The 18,251-nt window shown below is 41.9% G+C and carries 14 protein-coding genes, 1 tRNA gene and 1 riboswitch; of the genes, 8 read left to right on the top strand and 7 right to left on the bottom strand.

From position 1 onward, the window contains the following. Positions 1-19: 19 nt before the first annotated feature. On the bottom strand, positions 20-2,140 hold the full coding sequence (locus B3317_RS07990; protein WP_291110414.1) for a S46 family peptidase: 2,121 nt from the start codon (positions 2,138-2,140) through the stop codon (positions 20-22). Positions 2,141-2,180: 40 nt separating this feature from the next. Then, a complete protein-coding gene (locus tag B3317_RS07985) occupies positions 2,181-3,704 on the bottom strand; it encodes a lipopolysaccharide biosynthesis protein (RefSeq protein ID WP_291110413.1) in 1,524 nt (507 codons plus the stop codon). Positions 3,705-3,929: 225 nt separating this feature from the next. Here B3317_RS07985 and B3317_RS07980 point away from each other — a divergent pair, with 225 nt between their 5' ends. Together B3317_RS07980 and hemW are read left to right on the top strand one after the other, a co-directional pair. Then, positions 3,930-5,741: an AMP-dependent synthetase/ligase gene (locus tag B3317_RS07980; RefSeq protein ID WP_291110412.1), complete on the top strand. Its 1,812-nt coding sequence runs from the start codon at positions 3,930-3,932 to the stop codon at positions 5,739-5,741. A gap of 58 nt (positions 5,742-5,799) precedes the next feature. Then, positions 5,800-6,927 (top strand): radical SAM family heme chaperone HemW, encoded by a 1,128-nt coding sequence (hemW, locus tag B3317_RS07975; protein WP_291110411.1) that lies wholly within the window; start codon positions 5,800-5,802, stop codon positions 6,925-6,927. 80 nt (positions 6,928-7,007) lie between these two features. Here the strand turns inward: hemW and B3317_RS07970 are convergent, their stop codons facing one another. From B3317_RS07970 to B3317_RS07960, 3 genes are all read right to left on the bottom strand, one after another. Continuing rightward, positions 7,008-7,598 carry a 30S ribosomal protein S16 gene (locus tag B3317_RS07970; RefSeq protein ID WP_291110410.1) on the bottom strand — a complete coding sequence of 197 codons (591 nt, stop codon included), beginning with the start codon at positions 7,596-7,598 and terminating at the stop codon, positions 7,008-7,010. A gap of 183 nt (positions 7,599-7,781) precedes the next feature. After that, entirely contained in the window at positions 7,782-8,036 is a 255-nt protein-coding gene (gene rpsT / locus B3317_RS07965; protein ID WP_006799499.1) for a 30S ribosomal protein S20, read from the bottom strand. Positions 8,037-8,076: 40 nt separating this feature from the next. Beyond that, a tRNA-Glu gene (locus B3317_RS07960) sits at positions 8,077-8,148 on the bottom strand. A gap of 386 nt (positions 8,149-8,534) precedes the next feature. On the opposite strand from B3317_RS07960, the gene B3317_RS07955 reads away from it, so the two are divergent. Beyond that, positions 8,535-10,220, top strand: coding sequence for a M23 family metallopeptidase (locus B3317_RS07955; RefSeq protein WP_291110409.1), 1,686 nt, complete (start codon positions 8,535-8,537; stop codon positions 10,218-10,220). 85 nt (positions 10,221-10,305) lie between these two features. On the opposite strand, the gene B3317_RS07950 is transcribed toward B3317_RS07955, so the two are convergent. Beyond that, entirely contained in the window at positions 10,306-11,760 is a 1,455-nt protein-coding gene (locus tag B3317_RS07950; protein WP_291110407.1) for an NAD(P)H-hydrate dehydratase, read from the bottom strand. Between the two features lie 353 nt (positions 11,761-12,113). Next, entirely contained in the window at positions 12,114-12,776 is a 663-nt protein-coding gene (locus tag B3317_RS07945) for a B3/B4 domain-containing protein (RefSeq protein WP_291110405.1), read from the bottom strand. 71 nt (positions 12,777-12,847) lie between these two features. After that, positions 12,848-13,142, top strand: a riboswitch (cobalamin riboswitch). 67 nt (positions 13,143-13,209) lie between these two features. Between B3317_RS07945 and B3317_RS07940 the strand changes: the two genes are divergently transcribed. The 5 genes from B3317_RS07940 (at position 13,210) to B3317_RS07920 (ending at position 18,241) form a co-directional block, all read left to right on the top strand. Further along, positions 13,210-14,781, top strand: coding sequence for a cobyric acid synthase (locus B3317_RS07940; RefSeq protein WP_414647475.1), 1,572 nt, complete (start codon positions 13,210-13,212; stop codon positions 14,779-14,781). Then, on the top strand, positions 14,774-15,790 hold the full coding sequence (locus tag B3317_RS07935; RefSeq protein ID WP_291110857.1) for an aminotransferase class I/II-fold pyridoxal phosphate-dependent enzyme: 1,017 nt from the start codon (positions 14,774-14,776) through the stop codon (positions 15,788-15,790). The genes B3317_RS07940 and B3317_RS07935 overlap by 8 nt, the downstream gene beginning before the upstream one ends. A gap of 41 nt (positions 15,791-15,831) precedes the next feature. Further along, positions 15,832-16,782 carry an adenosylcobinamide-phosphate synthase CbiB gene (cbiB, locus tag B3317_RS07930; protein ID WP_291110403.1) on the top strand — a complete coding sequence of 317 codons (951 nt, stop codon included), beginning with the start codon at positions 15,832-15,834 and terminating at the stop codon, positions 16,780-16,782. 269 nt (positions 16,783-17,051) lie between these two features. After that, positions 17,052-17,654, top strand: coding sequence for a cob(I)yrinic acid a,c-diamide adenosyltransferase (locus B3317_RS07925; RefSeq protein ID WP_291110401.1), 603 nt, complete (start codon positions 17,052-17,054; stop codon positions 17,652-17,654). A 23-nt stretch (positions 17,655-17,677) separates the two neighbouring features. Continuing rightward, positions 17,678-18,241, top strand: a complete 564-nt coding sequence (locus B3317_RS07920; protein WP_291110399.1) for a bifunctional adenosylcobinamide kinase/adenosylcobinamide-phosphate guanylyltransferase — start codon at positions 17,678-17,680, stop codon at positions 18,239-18,241. Positions 18,242-18,251 lie beyond the last annotated feature (10 nt).

Genomic DNA, 18,251 nt, shown 5'->3' with positions numbered 1-18,251 from the left:
TTTTATCTTAGTATATCCCTTATTTTATAATTTTCAGTTCCTGAATCAAACGGGGACATTTCATTACTTTATCTATTGTATAAAGTACATAGCGAATATCCACGCTGATAGTACGTTGCACTTCCGGTTCAAATACAATGTCTCCGCTCAGTGCTTCCCAGTTACCGTCGAAAGCCAGACCGATAAGTTGAGCTTTTCCATCGAAAACAGGGCTACCCGAGTTACCTCCGGTTATATCATTGTTAGATAAGAAGTTTACATGCATCTTACCGTCCGCGTCAGCATACTGGCCAAAGTCACCTGCTTTCAGGTCGTTAAGGATATATTCCTGTACTGCAAACTCGGGATCATTCGGATTTTCTTTTTCCAGAACTCCTTTCGATGTAGAATAGTAATCGTATGTTACGGCATCGGCAGGCTTGTATCCGCCAATGGAACCATAGCTGAGGCGTTGGGTGAAGTTGGCATCCGGCGAGAATACTTTATTTGGTTCCATTTCCATCAGCCCGGCCATAAACAAACGTTCTCCTTTTTCTATTTGCACATGATATGGCGCAGAGTCTTTCTGAAGCAATTTCAGGCATGGTTCAAGCGATTTTGCCAGTTCTATCGCGGGATCTTTTTCTATATCTTTAGCTTTACCGCTGGTAATAAGGCTTACTATTCCGTCGAGGCTTGTCAGCTTCGTATTTTTATAGAACCAGTCGGCGTATTTATCATAATCGCCTTTGAACTTCTTGTTGATGGTTTCATATATGGCCGGTTGGTAAGCAGCAGGCACTCGTTCCGCGTATAGTTTCAGCAATACAGGCATTACCTGACGGTCGAGAGACGGCTCATAGTCTTTGTACGCATTAGTCATGCGGCTTCTTAATTCTTCGCCTTTATCTCCTTCGTCCATTTTGCCGACAAACAAGGCTGTATTGGCAAAACGGGTTATTTCTATACCGTTGTAGAATGTTTCGAACAGGTATGTCTGTATTTTTGCAGCATCCATTGTAGAAGTATAACCTTCTTTCAGCATCGGTAATACATCTCCGTATTTAGCCGGGTTGTTCGATGAGGATACCCATTGGGCAAATCTCGTTTCAAGGTCTTCTTTATCTTTTATTACATCCAGTTTTGCGATGGCTTCGTTCATACCCATTGCATTTTTCCAATAGTTTGAACTACCTGCATATTTGGAGGCATATTTGATGCGTACGGCGTCACTTGCGTTCATCGCTTTTCTCCAGATATCCTGTTTTGCTCCGCGTACTTCGATACGTGGCTTATGTTCCGATTCTACCATTTGGTTGATACCCCACGATGACATGTAGCGTTCAGTACTTCCCGGATAACCGATAGTCATGGCATAATCCTTATCCTTGAATCCCTGTATGGATACAGGAACGGAATATTTAGGCTTGTAAGGAACATTATCGGCGCTGTAGCGTGCGGCCTGATTGTCTTTGTTCGCGTATACGCGAAATACAGAGAAGTCGCCTGTGTGGCGCGGCCACATCCAGTTATCGGTTTCCCCTCCGAATTTACCTACGGATGAAGGCGGAGTAAAAACAAGTCTTACGTCGCGGAAGACATCATATATAACTGCATAATATTTGTTGTTGGAATAGAACGGTACTACCTGCGCACGTATGAATTCATTCCCTTTATATTTTTCTAAATATATATTCGATAACGAATCTATCTTCTGGTCGCGCACATCTTCGCTGTCATCAGGCAGTAAAGTGGAGGTCACGAAATCTGTGATGTCCTCTGTCTTTTGCAGGAAAGCAACCATTAATCCTTCTGCCGGTAATTCATCGGCAAATGCCTGACTGACAAAACCGTCTTTCAGGTAATCGTGCTCTACCGAACTAAGTTTCTGAATGTTTCCGTAGCCACAGTGATGATTTGTGAAGATCAATCCCAGATCGGAAACGGCAACTCCGGTACATCCGCCACCGAAGATTACCACCGCATCTTTCAGCGATGGGTTTGTCTCACTGTAAATACTATCGGCCGGGAATGAAAAACCCAGTTCTTTCATACGAGCCAGACTTTGTTTGTTCAGCTCTTTCAGCAACCACATACCTTCGTCAGCCTTTACTAACAGGGCCGAGAGGAAGAGGATTGAAAATAGAAATATCTTTCTCATTGGTTTATAATTATTATTGATTTATTGATTGTATTTTGTTTTATTTATTTTTCTTGAAGTATCTGTTGATAAGAGGTATTTCACTCAAAGGCAAATCCTTTTTAATCACAATCGCCGCAAAAGCGATGAGGAACAATGTACGGTATCCCATACGCAGCAATTCATTGTCTATCTGCGGATACATGGCGGCTATATAAAATACGGTTGCCAGAATGAAATAAAGGAATATATTTTTCAGGTCATATTTTATAGGGAAATACTTTTGCCCTATGAAGTACGATATGGCAGCTATTACCAGGTTGCACGCGAACGTAGCCCATGCACTGGCTATATAGCCGTAAACGGGAACAAGTACAATATTCATTACTACCTGTATGATGCATCCCAGTATGGAGAAATATGCTCCGTATTTGGTCTTGTCCGTCAGTTTGTACCATACCGAAAGGTTGAAATAGATACCGAAAAATATCTCACCCATCATGGCATACGGCAGAACGTCCAGCCCTATGGCATAATTACGGCCGATTTTATGCATAATGTACTGGATAATATCTATGTAGAACATCACTACCAGAAAAATCAGCAGCACAAATATGATGAAATATTTCATTGCGTCCGCATAAGACCTGGTATTGTCCTTCCCATCCTTGTTTTTCCCGAAAAAGAACGGCTCATAAGCGTAACGGAAGGCCTGGATGAACATAGATATTATGACCGAGAATTTGACACAGGCGCTGTATATTCCCAACTGGCGGTCGGCTTCTTCGACACTGTCAAAAGGAAGATAAGGATACACCAGTTGCGCTACGGTCTGGCTGATAACCCCTGCCAGTCCCAGCATGAGCAGCGGAAAAGAATATTTCAGCAGACGGCCCAGCAGGCTTCTGTCAAAGTCTATTTTCAACCCCTTCATTGTTGTTGGTATCAACAGGATTAATACAGCCAGCGTAGATATAAGATTAGCCAGAAATATATACCCTATACCTATATCCTGATGATAAAACTTATTGAGTATAAAATCGGGGTAAGCCTCTTTTATCCAGGGGCAAAATACTAAGAAGAACAGATTGAAAAATATATTGAAGAAAATAAAGGCGAGTTTCAGTGCGGCAAACCGTTTCGGCCTTTTTTGTTGTCTCAGGTATGCGAAAGGAATAGTCATAAAGGCATCCAGGGCAACCACGATTGCCATAATCATTATATGTTCCCTGTGATCCGTATATCTGAGCCATTCGGAAATAGGCGTAATGAAGCAGATACAGAACAATATAAAGAGCAGTGAGGTGCAGCCTATGGTTATCAGTGAGGTAGAATATACCTTATCCGCATTTTCTTCCTTTTTATTCATAAATCGGAAGAAACCCGTTTCCAGTCCGTAAGTCAGCAATACCAGAAACAGTGCCGTAAGCCCATATATGCGGCTAACTTTCCCATATTCTATAGTATTGGTGAAAATGCTGATGTGCAGTGGCATCAGAAACCAGTTGAGAACACGGCCGAGAATACTACTCAATCCGTAGATTGCAGTATCTTTCGCCAAACTCTTCATTCCACTACCTGCCATAGAAAATTATTTGGCTACAAAAGTAGTAAAATAAGTTATGAGTTATAAGCTATAGGTTATAAGTTTTTACCATGTTAGGGAAAACAAGATGTCAAACTGTTTATGGGTCTTAATTTGATTAATCTGACAATGGGTGTTTGTGCAACTATAAAAATTGCAATTACATAATATATTTTCCATATTTAAGACTACCTTTGCAAGAATTACGAATCAAAAAGAATTTCCATGAACTATTATCATTTATCTATTTTGGTGCATCGCCAAGCCATCAGATATGGGAAAAGAACCGCCCTGAAGTATAGGAACCCTTACGAAAAAAAATGGAAGAGTATTTCATGGAAGAAGTTTTCGGATAACGTAATGAAGACGGCATGGGCTATGGCCGAAATAGGTGTAAATGAAGGCGATAAGGTCGCGGTTTATTCCCAGAATATGCCTCAGTACCTTTTTGCCGATTTTGCTTCGTATGCCAACAGGTGCGTATCGGTACCTATATATGCGACCTCTTCACCTACACAGGTGGAGTATATAGTCAACGATGCGAATGTGGAATTGTTGTTCGCCGGAGAGCAGTTCCAGTATAATAATGCGTTTAAGGTGCAGCAGAGCGGATCTTCCGTCCTGAAAAGGATAATTGTATTCGATAACAAAGTAAAGTTCCATCCCGAAGATAAGACATCTATTTATTTCGATGATTTTATCGCCTCGGGAGAGAACTCCAATACGGAAGTTATTGTGCGTGTACGCATGAAATCGAGACAAGAAGACGATATCGCCTGCATAATATATACTTCAGGTACAACAGGCGAGCCTAAAGGTGTTGTGATACCTCACTCTTGCTTCTTGCAAGTATTCCGTATTCACGATATGAGGCTGGCTATGACATCCAACAAAGATGTATCGATGAATTTCCTGCCACTGGCACATATCTTCGAGCGGGCATGGACATGTTATGCACTTCACAAAGGTATGACTATTGCCATCAATCAGGATGCGAAGGAGATACAGAAGTCTATACAACAGATCAAGCCTTCGATTATGTGTAGTGTTCCCCGTTTTTGGGAAAAGGTATATGCGGGGGTGCAAGAGAAAATTTCTGATTCCAAGGGAGTCATGAAGTGGTTGTACACTCATGCGATCAAAACAGGCAAGAGGTATAATCTCGATTATAAGAACAATGGAATCCGTGCGCCTTTTGGTCTGAGGATCAAATTCTTCTTATATAATAATACTGTATTCCGCGTGTTGAAGATGGTGGTCGGTATCCAGAACGGTAATATATTTCCATGTGCCGGGGCACCACTGTCAGACTCTATAAATGAGTTCCTGCAATCGGTAAATATACCTATAATAATAGGCTATGGATTAACAGAGACCAGTGCGACAGTTAGTTTTTATCCGGAAAAAGGATTCAGAATAGGTTCCATCGGTACTATTATGCCGGAGGTGGATGTAAGGATAGATCCTGCAAACAACGAGATACTCGTGAAAGGGAAAACCGTTATGCGCGAGTATTATAAGAAACCGGAAGAAACGGCTAAAGTGTTCACCGAGGATGGGTATTTCCGTACAGGTGATGCCGGACGACTGGAAGGAAATGTCTTGTTTCTGACCGAGCGTATAAAAGATCTTTTCAAAACAGCTAACGGTAAGTATATTGCCCCTCAGGCGATAGAAACAAAAGTGTCTGAAGATAAGTTTGTCGACATGATAGCTGTTATAGCGGACGAACGTAAATTTGTGAGCGCCCTGATCGTACCGGATTATAAGGCCTTGGAAGATTATGCAGAGGCTCACAATATCCGGTATGATAAACTGGAAGAACTACTCTCCAATGTAGATATCCTGCGTATGCTCGACGGCCGTATCGAATTGTTACAGGCAAATTTTGCTCCTTACGAAAAGATTAAGAGGTACTGGCTGCTGCCCGAACCATTCACAATGGAAGGCGGTGAACTCACCAATACATTGAAGGTTAAACGTAAGTTTGTAGCAGAGAAGTATAAAGATATCATCGACAAGATGTATAAAGAATAACGCTGTTAGCTTTTAGCTGATAGCTATCAGCTAATGGCTATCGGCTATCGGCTAAAACATGGCAGGCATTTATATACACGTTCCTTTCTGCAAGACAAGGTGCATTTATTGCGATTTTTATACCCGCACCGATATGTCTCCAAAGCATAACTATGTATCGGCTGTATGCAGGGAAATAGAGTTGCGCAGAGACTACATCTCAAATGAGATAGTAAAGACAATCTATTTCGGAGGAGGAACGCCTTCCCAATTATCATACGGGGACTTCCAAAGAATATTTGATACCATCCGGGCTAATTTTACGGTTGCCTCTGATGCTGAAATAACAATGGAGGCCAATCCGGACGACCTGGATGCAAAATATATAGAAACGCTCCGGGGATTACCTTTCAACCGCCTGGGTATTGGTATCCAGAGTTTCGATGACAATGAGCTGAAATTCCTCAAGCGCAGGCATTCTGCCGAAAGGGCAATAGACGCGGTCAGCTTATGTAAGTCGTCAGGCTATAACAATATCAGCATCGATCTGATGTATGGCCTGCCAAATCAGACAATGGATATCTGGCAACGAAATCTGGAACAGGCTATAAATCTTGATGTACAGCATATTTCGTCATATCACCTTATTTATGAACAGGGAACACGGCTGTACCGTTTGTTCAGATTGGGCGATGTAAAGCCTGTGGATGAGGATTTGAGCGTGCAGATGTTTTCTACGATGATTGACAGCCTGAGCGATGCCGGATTCCAGCACTATGAGATATCTAACTTTGCCCGGAATGGGCTATATTCGAAACATAATAGTTCGTATTGGCTTGGAGAAAAGTATCTTGGATTAGGACCCGCGGCGCATTCTTTTGACGGGCAGAACCGCGCATGGAACATTGCCTCTATCTCTAAGTATACGGAAGGGATAGGGCAGGGGAGTCCGGCCGTAGAAACGGAATATCTTGATAAGAATACCGGTTATAATGACTTTATACTGACTGGCATGCGTACCATGTGGGGAGTAAACCTTGTTGTGCTGGAAAACCGTTTTGGTACATCAATGAAAGATTATTGCATGAAGAATGTACGGAAGTATATCAATCAGGGATTTGTAACCAATAATGATAATGTATTGAAACTAACCCGCGAAGGCATCTTTATCTCGGATGGCATTATGAGCGACCTGATGTGGGTATAATAATCTGCTATAATTATACCGAATAAAAAAGCTCCGGATTTCCGGAGCTTTTTATATGCTGTGATATTTCTTTCAATATATTATTCAGCACTTTTTTCTTCAGCCGGAGCTTCTGTTTCAGTAGCCGGAGCTTCTGCGACTGGCGCTTCTGTTTCAGCAACTTCTTCAGCCGGAGCAGCCTCTGCTTCAGCTTGTGCCTGAGCAGCATTTTCTTCAGCTTTCTTTTGTGCTACTGCTTCTGCTTTAGCCTTATTTGCAGCTTTTTCAGCATCTAAACGGGCTTTTGCATCAGCTTTAGCTTTTGTTTCGTTTTTGTTGATGACAGCCTGGGTTCCTTTTTCTTTCTCAGCTTTCCATGTTTCGAATTTTTTCTCTGCATCAGCTTCTGTAAATGCACCTTTAGCAACACCACCAAGAAGGTGTTTCTTTAACAATACTCCTTCTTCAGAAAGTATGTTACGAGTAGTGTCGGTAGGTTGAGCACCAACTTGTAACCAGTACAAAGCCCTGTCGAAATTTATAGTTATTGTAGCAGGATTTGTGTTCGGGTTATATGAACCAACCTTTTCAATAAATTTTCCATCACGTGGAGCTCTGCTATCTGCAATGACGATGTGATAAAAAGGATAACCTTTACGTCCTCGTCTTTGTAAACGGATCTTTGTAGCCATTTTTCTTTCTTTTGTTAATTATTAATTAATACATAATTGTTATTAGCGGGTGCAAAGATAAGAATAAGTTTTTGGAATACAATGGAATATTGTCTGTTTATTCTGCCGGGTGTAAATTTAAAAAAGGCCAAACTCCGTAGAGCTTAGCCTCTGTTTTATATTGACAGTTCTTATATTAGTATCTTATGCTAATGATTTAACGTGAGCAGCTAATTTAGATTTCAGGTTACCCGCTTTGTTTTTGTGGATAACGTTCTTTTTAGCCAGTCTGTCAAGCATAGAACATACCGAAGGATACAATTTTTGTGCTTCAGCCTTATCAGTCAGCGTACGGAACTTTCTAACTGCATTACGGGTTGTTCTTGCTGAATATCTGTTTCTCAAGCGTCTTACTTCTGCTTGTCTGATTCTCTTTTCTGCTGATTTATGATTTGCCATGTTGACTAATCCTTATTTTTTAATTTTTTATTTTATTTTGTAGCCCATAGGGGAGTCGAACCCCTCTTTCAAGAATGAAAATCTTGCGTCCTAACCGATAGACGAATGGGCCATCCTGCGGAGTTTCCGTTCTGTTTTTACAGCTGCTTTCTCCTTTGATTGCGGATGCAAAGGTAATTCATTTTTGATTACTTGCAAATGTTTGATACTATTTTTTTGAAATTAATTTTAGTTATTTTATTATGATATTGATTTTCAATGCTGTTTATTTATCGCGAAAATACAAATTCATTTGTGCAAAAACGAAATTTATTTAAAATAAAATTGTCAAAGAACGAAGAAAGGGGCTAAAAGAGTAAAAAACGAGAATAAGTTTAGAGATCTTACCTTTCCATATATAGATAAATGATAATTGGCTTTATGCAAAAAAAGGCTATTTTTGTATCTCACTTTTAGTAGCCGTTTAAATCCGGCCCTATTTTTTAATACGATTTACAAATGAAAAAGATTCTTTCGGTTTTACTCATTATATATACTTTTAACTTAAATGCCCAGAATACATACCGTTCACCCCTCGATATCCCGCTTATTCTTAGTGCAAATTTCGGGGAGTTGCGTCCTAATCACTTTCATTCGGGCATTGACCTGAAAACTCAGGGTGTGATTAATAAGCCTGTATATTCTATTGCAGACGGATACGTATCACGTATATCCGTCTCTCCTTTGGGCTACGGATTGGCAATTTATGTGGCTCATACCAATGGGCAGACAAGCGTGTATGGTCATATTGAGAAATTTGCTCCGAAGATTGCCGGGTATGTAAAAGAGAAACAATATGAGCAGGAGTCTTACAGGGTAGATCTTTCATTGGATCAATCGGTATTTCCCGTTAAGAAAGGAGATCTGATTGCTTATAGCGGTAACACCGGTTCTTCCGGCGGACCTCATGTACATTTCGAGATAAGAGATACAGAAAGCCAGTTGGCCCTCGATGCACTTGAGTATTATAGGGGTCAGATAGAGGATAATGTTCCACCTGTGGTAAAAGGCTTTGCTGTTTATCCCGTAGAGGGCAAAGGTGTGGTCAATAATGGTTATGAACCCTTTCGTCGTATTGTTGGAGCAACACCGGGGAAGAAAGGCGCGAAAGTAGTTCCCGATTCAATAAAGGTATGGGGAAAGATTGGTATAGGCGTTTATGCAAACGACCGTATGACGGGAACAAGCAATATATACGGGGTAAAGATTGTACGCCTGTTCTGCGACGGAAAGGAGATATTCTCTTCGGATATATCATCTGTAGACTTCAGAAATACGAGGATGATAAACAGTATGATCGATTTCGACTATTGGTCCCGTAAAAAGAGTTTCTATCAGAAGTCATTTATTGAGCCGGGCAATAAGCTGTCTATATATAAGACCGTCAATAACGGTTATATCGACATAAACGAGGAAAAGGTGTACAAGCTGAAATACGAACTCGAAGACCTCTATGGCAACAAGACGACTCATTCTTTCGATGTGTACGGCAAAAAGCAGGATATCCCCCGGCGGAAAGACTGTACACAACTAATGGCATGGGACAAGGATAACCATTATGAAGGCAATATGTTCTCTATTTCCATTGCCGGCGGGTCACTGTATAAAGACCTGTGCTTCAATCTGAAGAGAGCCGTGTCAAAGAATTATATGTCTGCCATCTATGAGGTCAGCGATAGTTATGTCCCACTTGATAAATCCTGCGATATAACCATCAAGATGACCAAAGACAGTATGACCAACAAATCTCAGTACGGTATCGTACGCATCACCGGCAGCCGAGAATCCTGGATAGGTGGTAAGTACAACAATGGCGCTGTTACCGTTCGTATCAGGGAATTGGGTGATACCTATGCTGTCGCCATTGATACCGAGGCTCCCACCATCACTCCTGTACTCCCTGCCAAATGGGTAGCTAAAGGAGAAATAAAGATAAGACTATCAGATAATAAAAGCGGTATTGCTTCTTATCGTGGAACTATCGACGGAGCGTTTGCACTGTTTGAGAATGATGTGAAATCTCCTGTTTATACCTACAAATTCGATCCGAAACGTTTGACACGGGGGCAAACCCATAAATTGGTATTCACCGCTACCGATGCCTGCGGGAATGAGAGTAGTTATGAATATGAATTCAAATATTAAGGGTTAATTTCAAGATTTCAAGTTTCAAGATTTCAAAATTACAGAAGAACTAATCTTGAGATTTTGAAACCTGAAATCTTGAGATTCATAAATATTTTATCAAATCCCTGCTATTCATTCCCTCCGTTCCATATTTTTTAGCCGCTTTATCTCCGGCCAGACCATGCATATATACGCCTAAGATAGCAGCGTGCTCACTACTATACCCGCGTGCCAGCAGGCCTGTAATATAACCGGTGAGTACATCGCCGCTACCGCCTTTTGCCATGCCGCTGTTGCCTGTAGAGTTGAAATAGCAGTTACCGTCCGGCAGGCAGACCATGCTATGCGCCCCTTTTACAATGATGACGGATTTAAGATTGGCGGCAAGCCTTTTCACCTGTTCTATTTTTTCCTCTTCACTGGTCCATTCCCCGATCAGCCTTTTCAGTTCTCCGATATGCGGCGTAAGGATAGAATCGGCGGGAATATGGTGCCTCATTTTGTAATGCTCCGATATAATATTCAGTGCGTCGGCATCTATTACAACCGGTTTATAAACCGAAACCAATAGTTGCTTGAGGGCGTCGGCTGTTTGCGGGGCTTGCCCCAATCCGCAACCGATCCCTATGGATGAATATTTGGAAGCATTTGCAGGCAGGCCGGAAAAATAAGATTCGTCATCCAGGCTTAATATGGCAGATGGATACACCATATTTACGGCATACCGTTCTTCGGCAGGAATGTGTGTGGTTACCAGTCCGCAACCTGAGCGCAAAGCCGCGCCTGTCGCCAGTATTGCGGCTCCGGCCATTCCTCTCGCCCCACATATGAGCAAAGTATGTCCGTAAGTTCCTTTGTGAGCGAATTTATCCCTTGTCAATTTTATTTTACCAATGAAACCGGGCGTTATATAATGATAGGAAGTTTCTTCATTGGATATGTATTGTGAACTGAGTCCAATCGGTAATATATTGATTTCTCCGCAGTATTCCCCGGCTTCGGGCAATAACATCGCCAGTTTGGGAAATTCAAGGGTCAGGGTTATGCCAGCTTTAATAATCTTTTGGTTTTTGTTTCCGTATTCACTTATCATACCGGATGGTAAATCAATAGATATAACCTTGCTTTGTAGAGAATTAACTTTGTCTATAATGGATAATAAGGGCTCTTTTATCGCTCCTTTTACTCCCGTACCCAGCAGGGAGTCGATAATGACAGTATTCCTGCTTATATTTTCTAAACCACTGCTGGCGACACCGGAGGGCAGGCGCTCCAGATTATATCTGCACTCCTCGGTGAGTTGTTCTTTATCAAATGCCATAGACACAGAACAGTTATACCCTGCATGGTATAATATACGGGCTACGGCCAATCCGTCACCTCCGTTGTTACCTTTTCCGATAAGGAAGAGCAGGGGATAATCTTTCTCTACATTGTTGCATATCCATTGTGCGATGGAATTGGAGGCTCTTTCCATTAATTCTATCGAACTGATAGGTTCATTTTCGATAGTATAGCGGTCAGTTTCTTTTATTTGTGCGCCTGTTAGTATTTTCATATATCAAAGGTTTATATTATCGGTTAACAGTCAGCAGTTAACCATAGCTGATGACTTATTATTTAAAATTTACGACTTGTTAAAAGCTGACAAACTTTACACTTTTTACATACTTTTGTACTTGTTCTTTTTATAAAAGGTAACAAAAGTAACACAGAAAGCAATTAATAATTAAGAATGAAAAATTAATAATTAGCTTGTCATGCTGAGCAGAGCGAAGCATCTCGTCAGTCATCAGGGAACAACTTGTATCTCGTGTCTTGTCTACTCGTATCTCATATAACTTTCAACTTTTATTTATATAACTTATTTAGTATAGATAAAGTTCTAAATGATTCCTTACAAAAAAATGACTAAAAGAAAATAACTTCCCCGCCATCCGAATCTGCAAAATCTTTCAGCAAAGATTGCATATATTTTACGGCTTCATCCAAACCCTCTTTTCCGCTATATCCGTTTATAATAGCCAGAAAACTTATTGTGCTTAGTTCTATCTTTGTCCGCTCATTGTCACTTGTCGGTGTTCCCACACCGCCGATAGCATCGCGATATACCGGGATTCCTTCAATATTCAGCATACCCCGCCCAATCCCTTCATAGGGTTCATCGGTCATCCCGACACCTAATGTCAGCGTGTTGCCTTTTATCTTATCGGCATCGAATCCTCCGATAGAATAACCTGTATGGATAGAAACCAGATTAATGAGGTCTACCAGTGTATCTATCTGATACAAGGGCAATTCTCTGACTATTCGGCGGCAAAGGGCTTCAGACGATGGACGGTAGCGGTTCGGGTCTTTTCCGAACTTTTTATATGCCGAACGGGTAGCGGCAATAGCCGGATTCTTCTTTATATCTTCTATCTGGTGATTTGCCTTGTATTCAGCGACACAGTTATCTATGAGCTTCCATAATTGCTCATTGTGAGGGGTATTCTTTACTTTGGCACAAATGGCTGCTCCGGCAAAAGCGGGGCAGGATTTCCTTATTTCCTCCGATACCTTTATTTCTACCATTTTAATAATATATCTCGATTAACAGAATTTCAAAGTTACAATTTTCGTATTGTATAACCTCAATAAAAAGCTATCTTTGTAACTGTTTTGGTGATGTAAACAGACACTCGTCTTTTACATGAAAAGGGAATCCGGTCAGAATCCGGAACAGTGCCCGCTACTGTGGTCTCTATTCAGTTAACAATGTTTCTGAAAAAAGTCTTTGAGCAATACCAAATACCACTGTTTCACAGTAATCAGTGATACAGTAATCAGTTAACAGTTTTTTTTGACTGTTTACTGATAACTGCTAACTGTTTACTGAAAATGGGAAGGCCGTTCAAAGATGGAGCAAGTCAGGAAACCTGCCGGACAAAATATTCGGTTTTTATATCCCCGGGGTCAGGGATATATTAAAATACATAAGAACTAAAATATCAGAGGATTTAAAATAATGACGAAACGGCTCAATCCCATCATGTTTGCGGGAACAGGCAGCGATGTAGGTAAAAGTATTATTACATCGGCCTTTTGCCGCATATTTCTGCAAGACGGTTATCAGCCGGCTCCATTCAAGGCGCAGAATATGGCTCTCAATTCATATGCTACCCCCGAAGGGCTTGAAATAGGACGTGCTCAGGCCGTCCAGGCCGAGGCTGCGGGTGTTCCCTGCCATACCGATATGAACCCTTTATTGCTGAAGCCTACGACTGATAAGGTCTGTCAGGTTGTGTTGAATGGCAAACCGGTGGGAAACCAGCATGCTTATGAGTATTTCAGGGTGGAAGGGCGCGAAGAATTACGGAAGGAAGTAAATGATGCATTCGACCGTCTGGCCCGGCGGTACAACCCTATTGTAATGGAAGGGGCAGGCAGTATCTCCGAAATCAATCTGCGGGCTGTAGACCTTGTGAATATGCCGATGGCGATACATGCCGGGGCTAATGTAATATTGGTAGCGGACATAGACAGGGGCGGAGTATTCGCTTCGGTGTATGGTTCTATAATGTTACTTACCGAGGAAGAGCGCAGGTATGTGAAAGGTATTCTTATCAATAAGTTCCGGGGTGATATCAGGCTTTTCGAATCGGGAGTGAAAATGATTGAAGACTTGTGCGGTATCCCTGTTATCGGGGTGGTACCTTATTATAAGGATATATATATTGAAGAGGAAGATTCAGTGATGCTGCAAACCAAGAATTTGCAGGCAACACATGGCAAGGTGAATGTAGCTGTTATCCTGCTTCGTCATTTATCCAACTTTACCGATTTCAATGTGCTGGAACGTGATCCCCGCGTACATCTATATTATACCAATAATACGGATGAAATAGAAAAGGCGGATATTGTGCTTGTTCCCGGAAGCAAGAGTACTCTATCCGACCTGTACGAACTGCGTCGCAACGGTGTAGCACAAAGTATTGTGAAAGCACATAAGAACGGAGCTACAGTAGTAGGTATCTGTGGTGGTTATCAAATAATGGGGCAGGAGGTATGTGACCCTCATCATGTGGAAAGCAATATTGAGCGTTTGCCCGGATTGGGCTTGCTACCTGTAACTACGCAGATGGAGGGGGAAAAGGTGACCCGTCAGGTGAAGTTTTCTTTTCTTGGTTCTGACACTGTTTGCGAAGGATATGAGATACATATGGGGGCGACTGTCCCTGTCGGGAATGCAGGTCTTTCGCCGCTGAATAAGTTGGAAGACGGCCGTACTGACGGCTGTTTCCTGAATGAGAAATGTTTTGGTACATATATACATGGTATTCTTGATAATGGGGCTGTCATAGATTATCTGTTAGCTCCTTATGCCGCAAAGTTGTCCGATGTGCCATTCGACTTCAAGGCGTTTAAGGAAGAACAATATAATAAGCTTGCGGACTATGTGCGCAACCATGTGGATATGGAGCTGATGTATAAGATAATCACCCCCTCCTGCCTCCCCCAAAATGGGGAGGTAACAGAGGATGGTATTGACCAAAAGCCCCCTCTGTCGGAGGGGGTTGGGGGAGGTGGCAATGATTGACGGACACGGCGATGATATATATACTCACGGAAAGAAGATTGTAAGCAATTTCAGTTCCAATATACGCAGCGGGCAGGATTTATCCGCCTTGCAGAATCATCTATGTGCTCATATCAGTGCTATACATTCTTATCCCGAACCCGACGCATCCTCTCTGGTTGAATTGTTTGCTGAGAAATACAAGGTTAATACGGGTAATATATGTGTAACCAATGGAGCGACAGAAGCTATTTATCTGATCGCCCAGGCGTTTAATAGCGTCAGGTCGGCTATAATATACCCAACATTCAGTGAATATGGCGATGCCACAACTATCAACAATCATACAATATACTGGTCTGCATCTCTTGATAAAGTACCTCAGGATGCCCGTTTGGTATGGCTTTGCAATCCGAACAATCCGACGGGTACGGTAACTGATAAAAATATATTGAAAGCATATATTGAAAATCATCCGTCTCAATATATTATTATCGACCAGTCATATGAGCATTTCACAATCAGGGACTTATTTAATATTGAAGAAGCTGCGCAATATAAGAATGTGATATTATTGCATTCCATGACAAAGCATTTTGCCATACCCGGACTGCGGCTAGGATATATTACGGCACATGCGGATACTTTGGCTCAGGTAGCAAAATACCGTATGCCGTGGTCTGTAAACGGATTAGCGATTGAAGCCGGAAAATTCTTGTTGAATCGTGGTCTGGAAACAATAAATATCAATGAATATTTGTATGAAACAAAACAATTGCAAGAATCTTTGAGGAAAATAGAAAAAATTGTTGTTCAACCTACTGATACACATTTCTTTTTGTGTAAATTTGAAGATGGGAAGGCATTCATCTTGAAAAAGTATCTCATAGACAAGTATGGAATACTTATCCGCGATGCTGCTAATTTTTATGGATTGGATGAATCTTGCTTTCGTATTGCCACACAGTCATTTGAAGAGAATATAATATTAATTAATGCAATAAAAAATGCCCTTACAGACCTCTCTTGAAGAGGGGCTTCCCCCTTTGGAGGCTAGGGGCCGTTACTTGTATGGATTTGAATCTGCTATATATTCTGCTCCCCCTGCTTTTGGGATGGATTATCGATAAACTTATCGGTGATCCTGCCTGGTTGCCGCATACAGTGGTCGCAAAGGGTAAGATAATAGCATGGGGCGAAAAAATATTGAATAAAGGGAAAAGCAAGATGCTGAAAGGAGGATTATTTTCCGTAGTCCTTATTCTTTCCTGTTATTTCCTTATTTATTTTATAATTGGGGGCCTAAATGATATTTACCCCTGGCTTTCCATCGTATTTTCTACAATCATTATGTTTTATTGCCTTGCCGGAAAAACGCTCATTGATGAAGTAAAGAAAGTGTTTATCGCAGTAGATTCATCAGTAGAAGAGGGCAGGATGCAGGTTGCACGTATTGTAGGACGCGATACATCTAACCTGTCGCCGCAGCAGATCCGTACGGCAGCATTGGAGACTCTGGCCGAGAACCTGAGCGATGGAGTTATAGCTCCACTATTCTGGTATATGATACTGGGAGTTCCGGGTATGTTTGCCTATAAGATGATAAATACGCTGGATTCGATGATAGGTTATAAGAATGAGCGATATAAGCGATTCGGTTGCTGGGCTGCACGGATCGACGATGCCGCCAATTATATTCCCGCCCGTCTTACCTCTCTACTGATGATTATAGTTAGCGGAAGACTTTCATTGTTTCCGTTTATCGAAAAGTTCGGAGGACAGCATGCCAGCCCCAACTCGGGTTATCCCGAAGCCGCTTTGGCTGGGATTCTGGATTGTCGTTTCGGGGGGCCCAATACCTATTTTGGAGAACTGGTAGATAAGCCCTATATAGGTTATAAAGAAAAAGAATTGACTACTGCCGATATGAAAAAGGCCGTACAGGTAAATATATGGACTGAAATATTGATGGTGGCTTTGATTGCAGCGATTGAAACTATTTATTATATAAATTTTAAGTAATTTAGTTGCAAGTTCAGAGTTGAAAATTTAAGGGCTTTGCCTGACTAAGGCGTCAGCGGACGCGCATTAGTGACGCAGGCGGGGCACCCAATCCGTTGAAGATGGCGTAGAATCAAACGGGGCGTTAGCCTATGTGTTTGATTCAGCCAGCGAAGCGGTTTTGGGTCGCCGAGGAACGAAGCGCTAGCCTTTTGGTTCGTTTTGGGCGATGCCAAAATGAACACAATAAAAAAACATATAGATCAGATAATAAATAAAACAATATAATTATGAAAATATATACCCGCGGGGGAGATAAAGGCAAAACCGGAATTTTTGGAGGGCAGCGTGTCGATAAAGATGATGTGCGCATCGAAGCCAACGGCACAATCGATGAACTCAACTCGGTAATAGGAATTGTAAGAGCCAATCTTCCGGCAGACCATGAATGGCAACCTCTTTTATTTAAAATCCAAACCGAAATGATGTCTGTAATGTCCCAGGTGGCAACCCCTTCTGCGATCAGGGATACTAATACAAATACATTGGATGAGAATTTGGATAAACTTTGCGAGGAATGGATGGATAGAATGACCGATGAGATGGGGCCCAGCGAAACTTTTATCCTGCCGGGTGGCACTATTGTCTCGGCACACATACAACTGGCAAGGGCTGTTGCCCGCCGGGCAGAACGCCGTCTGTGGACATTGAATAAGCAGGATGAAGTTCCGGCTGTTGTTATGCGATTTATTAACCGCCTGTCCGATCTTTTCTTTACTATGGCTAGATACGATATGTATAAGGCCGGAAATATAGAAGAACGCTGGAAAGACTTTTTGTACAAAAGAAAGAAAACACCCCCTCCAACCTCCCCAAAAAGGGGAGACATTTGATACATCTCCAAATAATATCTATAATGAAACAACAAATATCCCATTCGGACGCAGTACCCCCTCTTTTGGAGGGGGCAGGGGGAGGTGCCATCCTTATTACCGGAGGGCAACGTTCGGGAAAAAGCAGTTACGCGCAGAAGCTGGCATTGTCCTTGTCCCCAAATCCTGTCTATCTCGCTACTTCCCGTGTATGGGATGATGAACATCGTAAGCGTATCGAACGGCATAAAGCCGAACGGGGCTGTGAATGGACTAATATAGAAGAGGAAAAAGAACTGAGCCTGCATGATTTTACAGGACGGGTTGTGCTGTTAGATTGTGTGACCTTGTGGGCAACAAACTTTTTCTTCGATATGCAGGCGGATGTTCAATCCTCTTTACAAGCATTAAAAACAGAATTCGATAAACTGATAGGACAGGATGCCCGGTTCATCATTGTTACCAACGAGATAGGTATGGGTGAAATGTCGCAGAATGATGTGCAACGCAAGTTTGCTGATTTGCAGGGATGGCTGAATCAGTACATTGCGGAAAAAGCAGACAAGGTTTACCTGATGGTTTCCGGTATTCCATTGATGGTTAAGTGAATAAAAAGAT

This window comes from Dysgonomonas sp. UBA7710 (assembly GCF_002482385.1).
Classification (GTDB): Bacteria; Bacteroidota; Bacteroidia; order Bacteroidales; family Dysgonomonadaceae; genus Dysgonomonas.
This window is presented reverse-complemented; position numbering and strand designations above follow the sequence as displayed.

Bases quoted from the DNA above. Each gene is read 5' to 3' on its own strand.
- B3317_RS07990 (WP_291110414.1), bottom strand. From the start codon at position 2,140: ATGAGAAAGATATTTCTATTTTCAATCCTCTTCCTCTCGGCCCTGTTA.
- B3317_RS07985 (WP_291110413.1), bottom strand. From the start codon at position 3,704: ATGGCAGGTAGTGGAATGAAGAGTTTGGCGAAAGATACTGCAATCTAC.
- B3317_RS07980 (WP_291110412.1), top strand. From the start codon at position 3,930: ATGAACTATTATCATTTATCTATTTTGGTGCATCGCCAAGCCATCAGA.
- hemW (WP_291110411.1), top strand. From the start codon at position 5,800: ATGGCAGGCATTTATATACACGTTCCTTTCTGCAAGACAAGGTGCATT.
- B3317_RS07970 (WP_291110410.1), bottom strand. From the start codon at position 7,598: ATGGCTACAAAGATCCGTTTACAAAGACGAGGACGTAAAGGTTATCCT.
- rpsT (WP_006799499.1), bottom strand. From the start codon at position 8,036: ATGGCAAATCATAAATCAGCAGAAAAGAGAATCAGACAAGCAGAAGTA.
- B3317_RS07955 (WP_291110409.1), top strand. From the start codon at position 8,535: ATGAAAAAGATTCTTTCGGTTTTACTCATTATATATACTTTTAACTTA.
- B3317_RS07950 (WP_291110407.1), bottom strand. From the start codon at position 11,760: ATGAAAATACTAACAGGCGCACAAATAAAAGAAACTGACCGCTATACT.
- B3317_RS07945 (WP_291110405.1), bottom strand. From the start codon at position 12,776: ATGGTAGAAATAAAGGTATCGGAGGAAATAAGGAAATCCTGCCCCGCT.
- B3317_RS07940 (WP_414647475.1), top strand. From the start codon at position 13,210: ATGACGAAACGGCTCAATCCCATCATGTTTGCGGGAACAGGCAGCGAT.
- B3317_RS07935 (WP_291110857.1), top strand. From the start codon at position 14,774: ATGATTGACGGACACGGCGATGATATATATACTCACGGAAAGAAGATT.
- cbiB (WP_291110403.1), top strand. From the start codon at position 15,832: ATGGATTTGAATCTGCTATATATTCTGCTCCCCCTGCTTTTGGGATGG.
- B3317_RS07925 (WP_291110401.1), top strand. From the start codon at position 17,052: ATGAAAATATATACCCGCGGGGGAGATAAAGGCAAAACCGGAATTTTT.
- B3317_RS07920 (WP_291110399.1), top strand. From the start codon at position 17,678: ATGAAACAACAAATATCCCATTCGGACGCAGTACCCCCTCTTTTGGAG.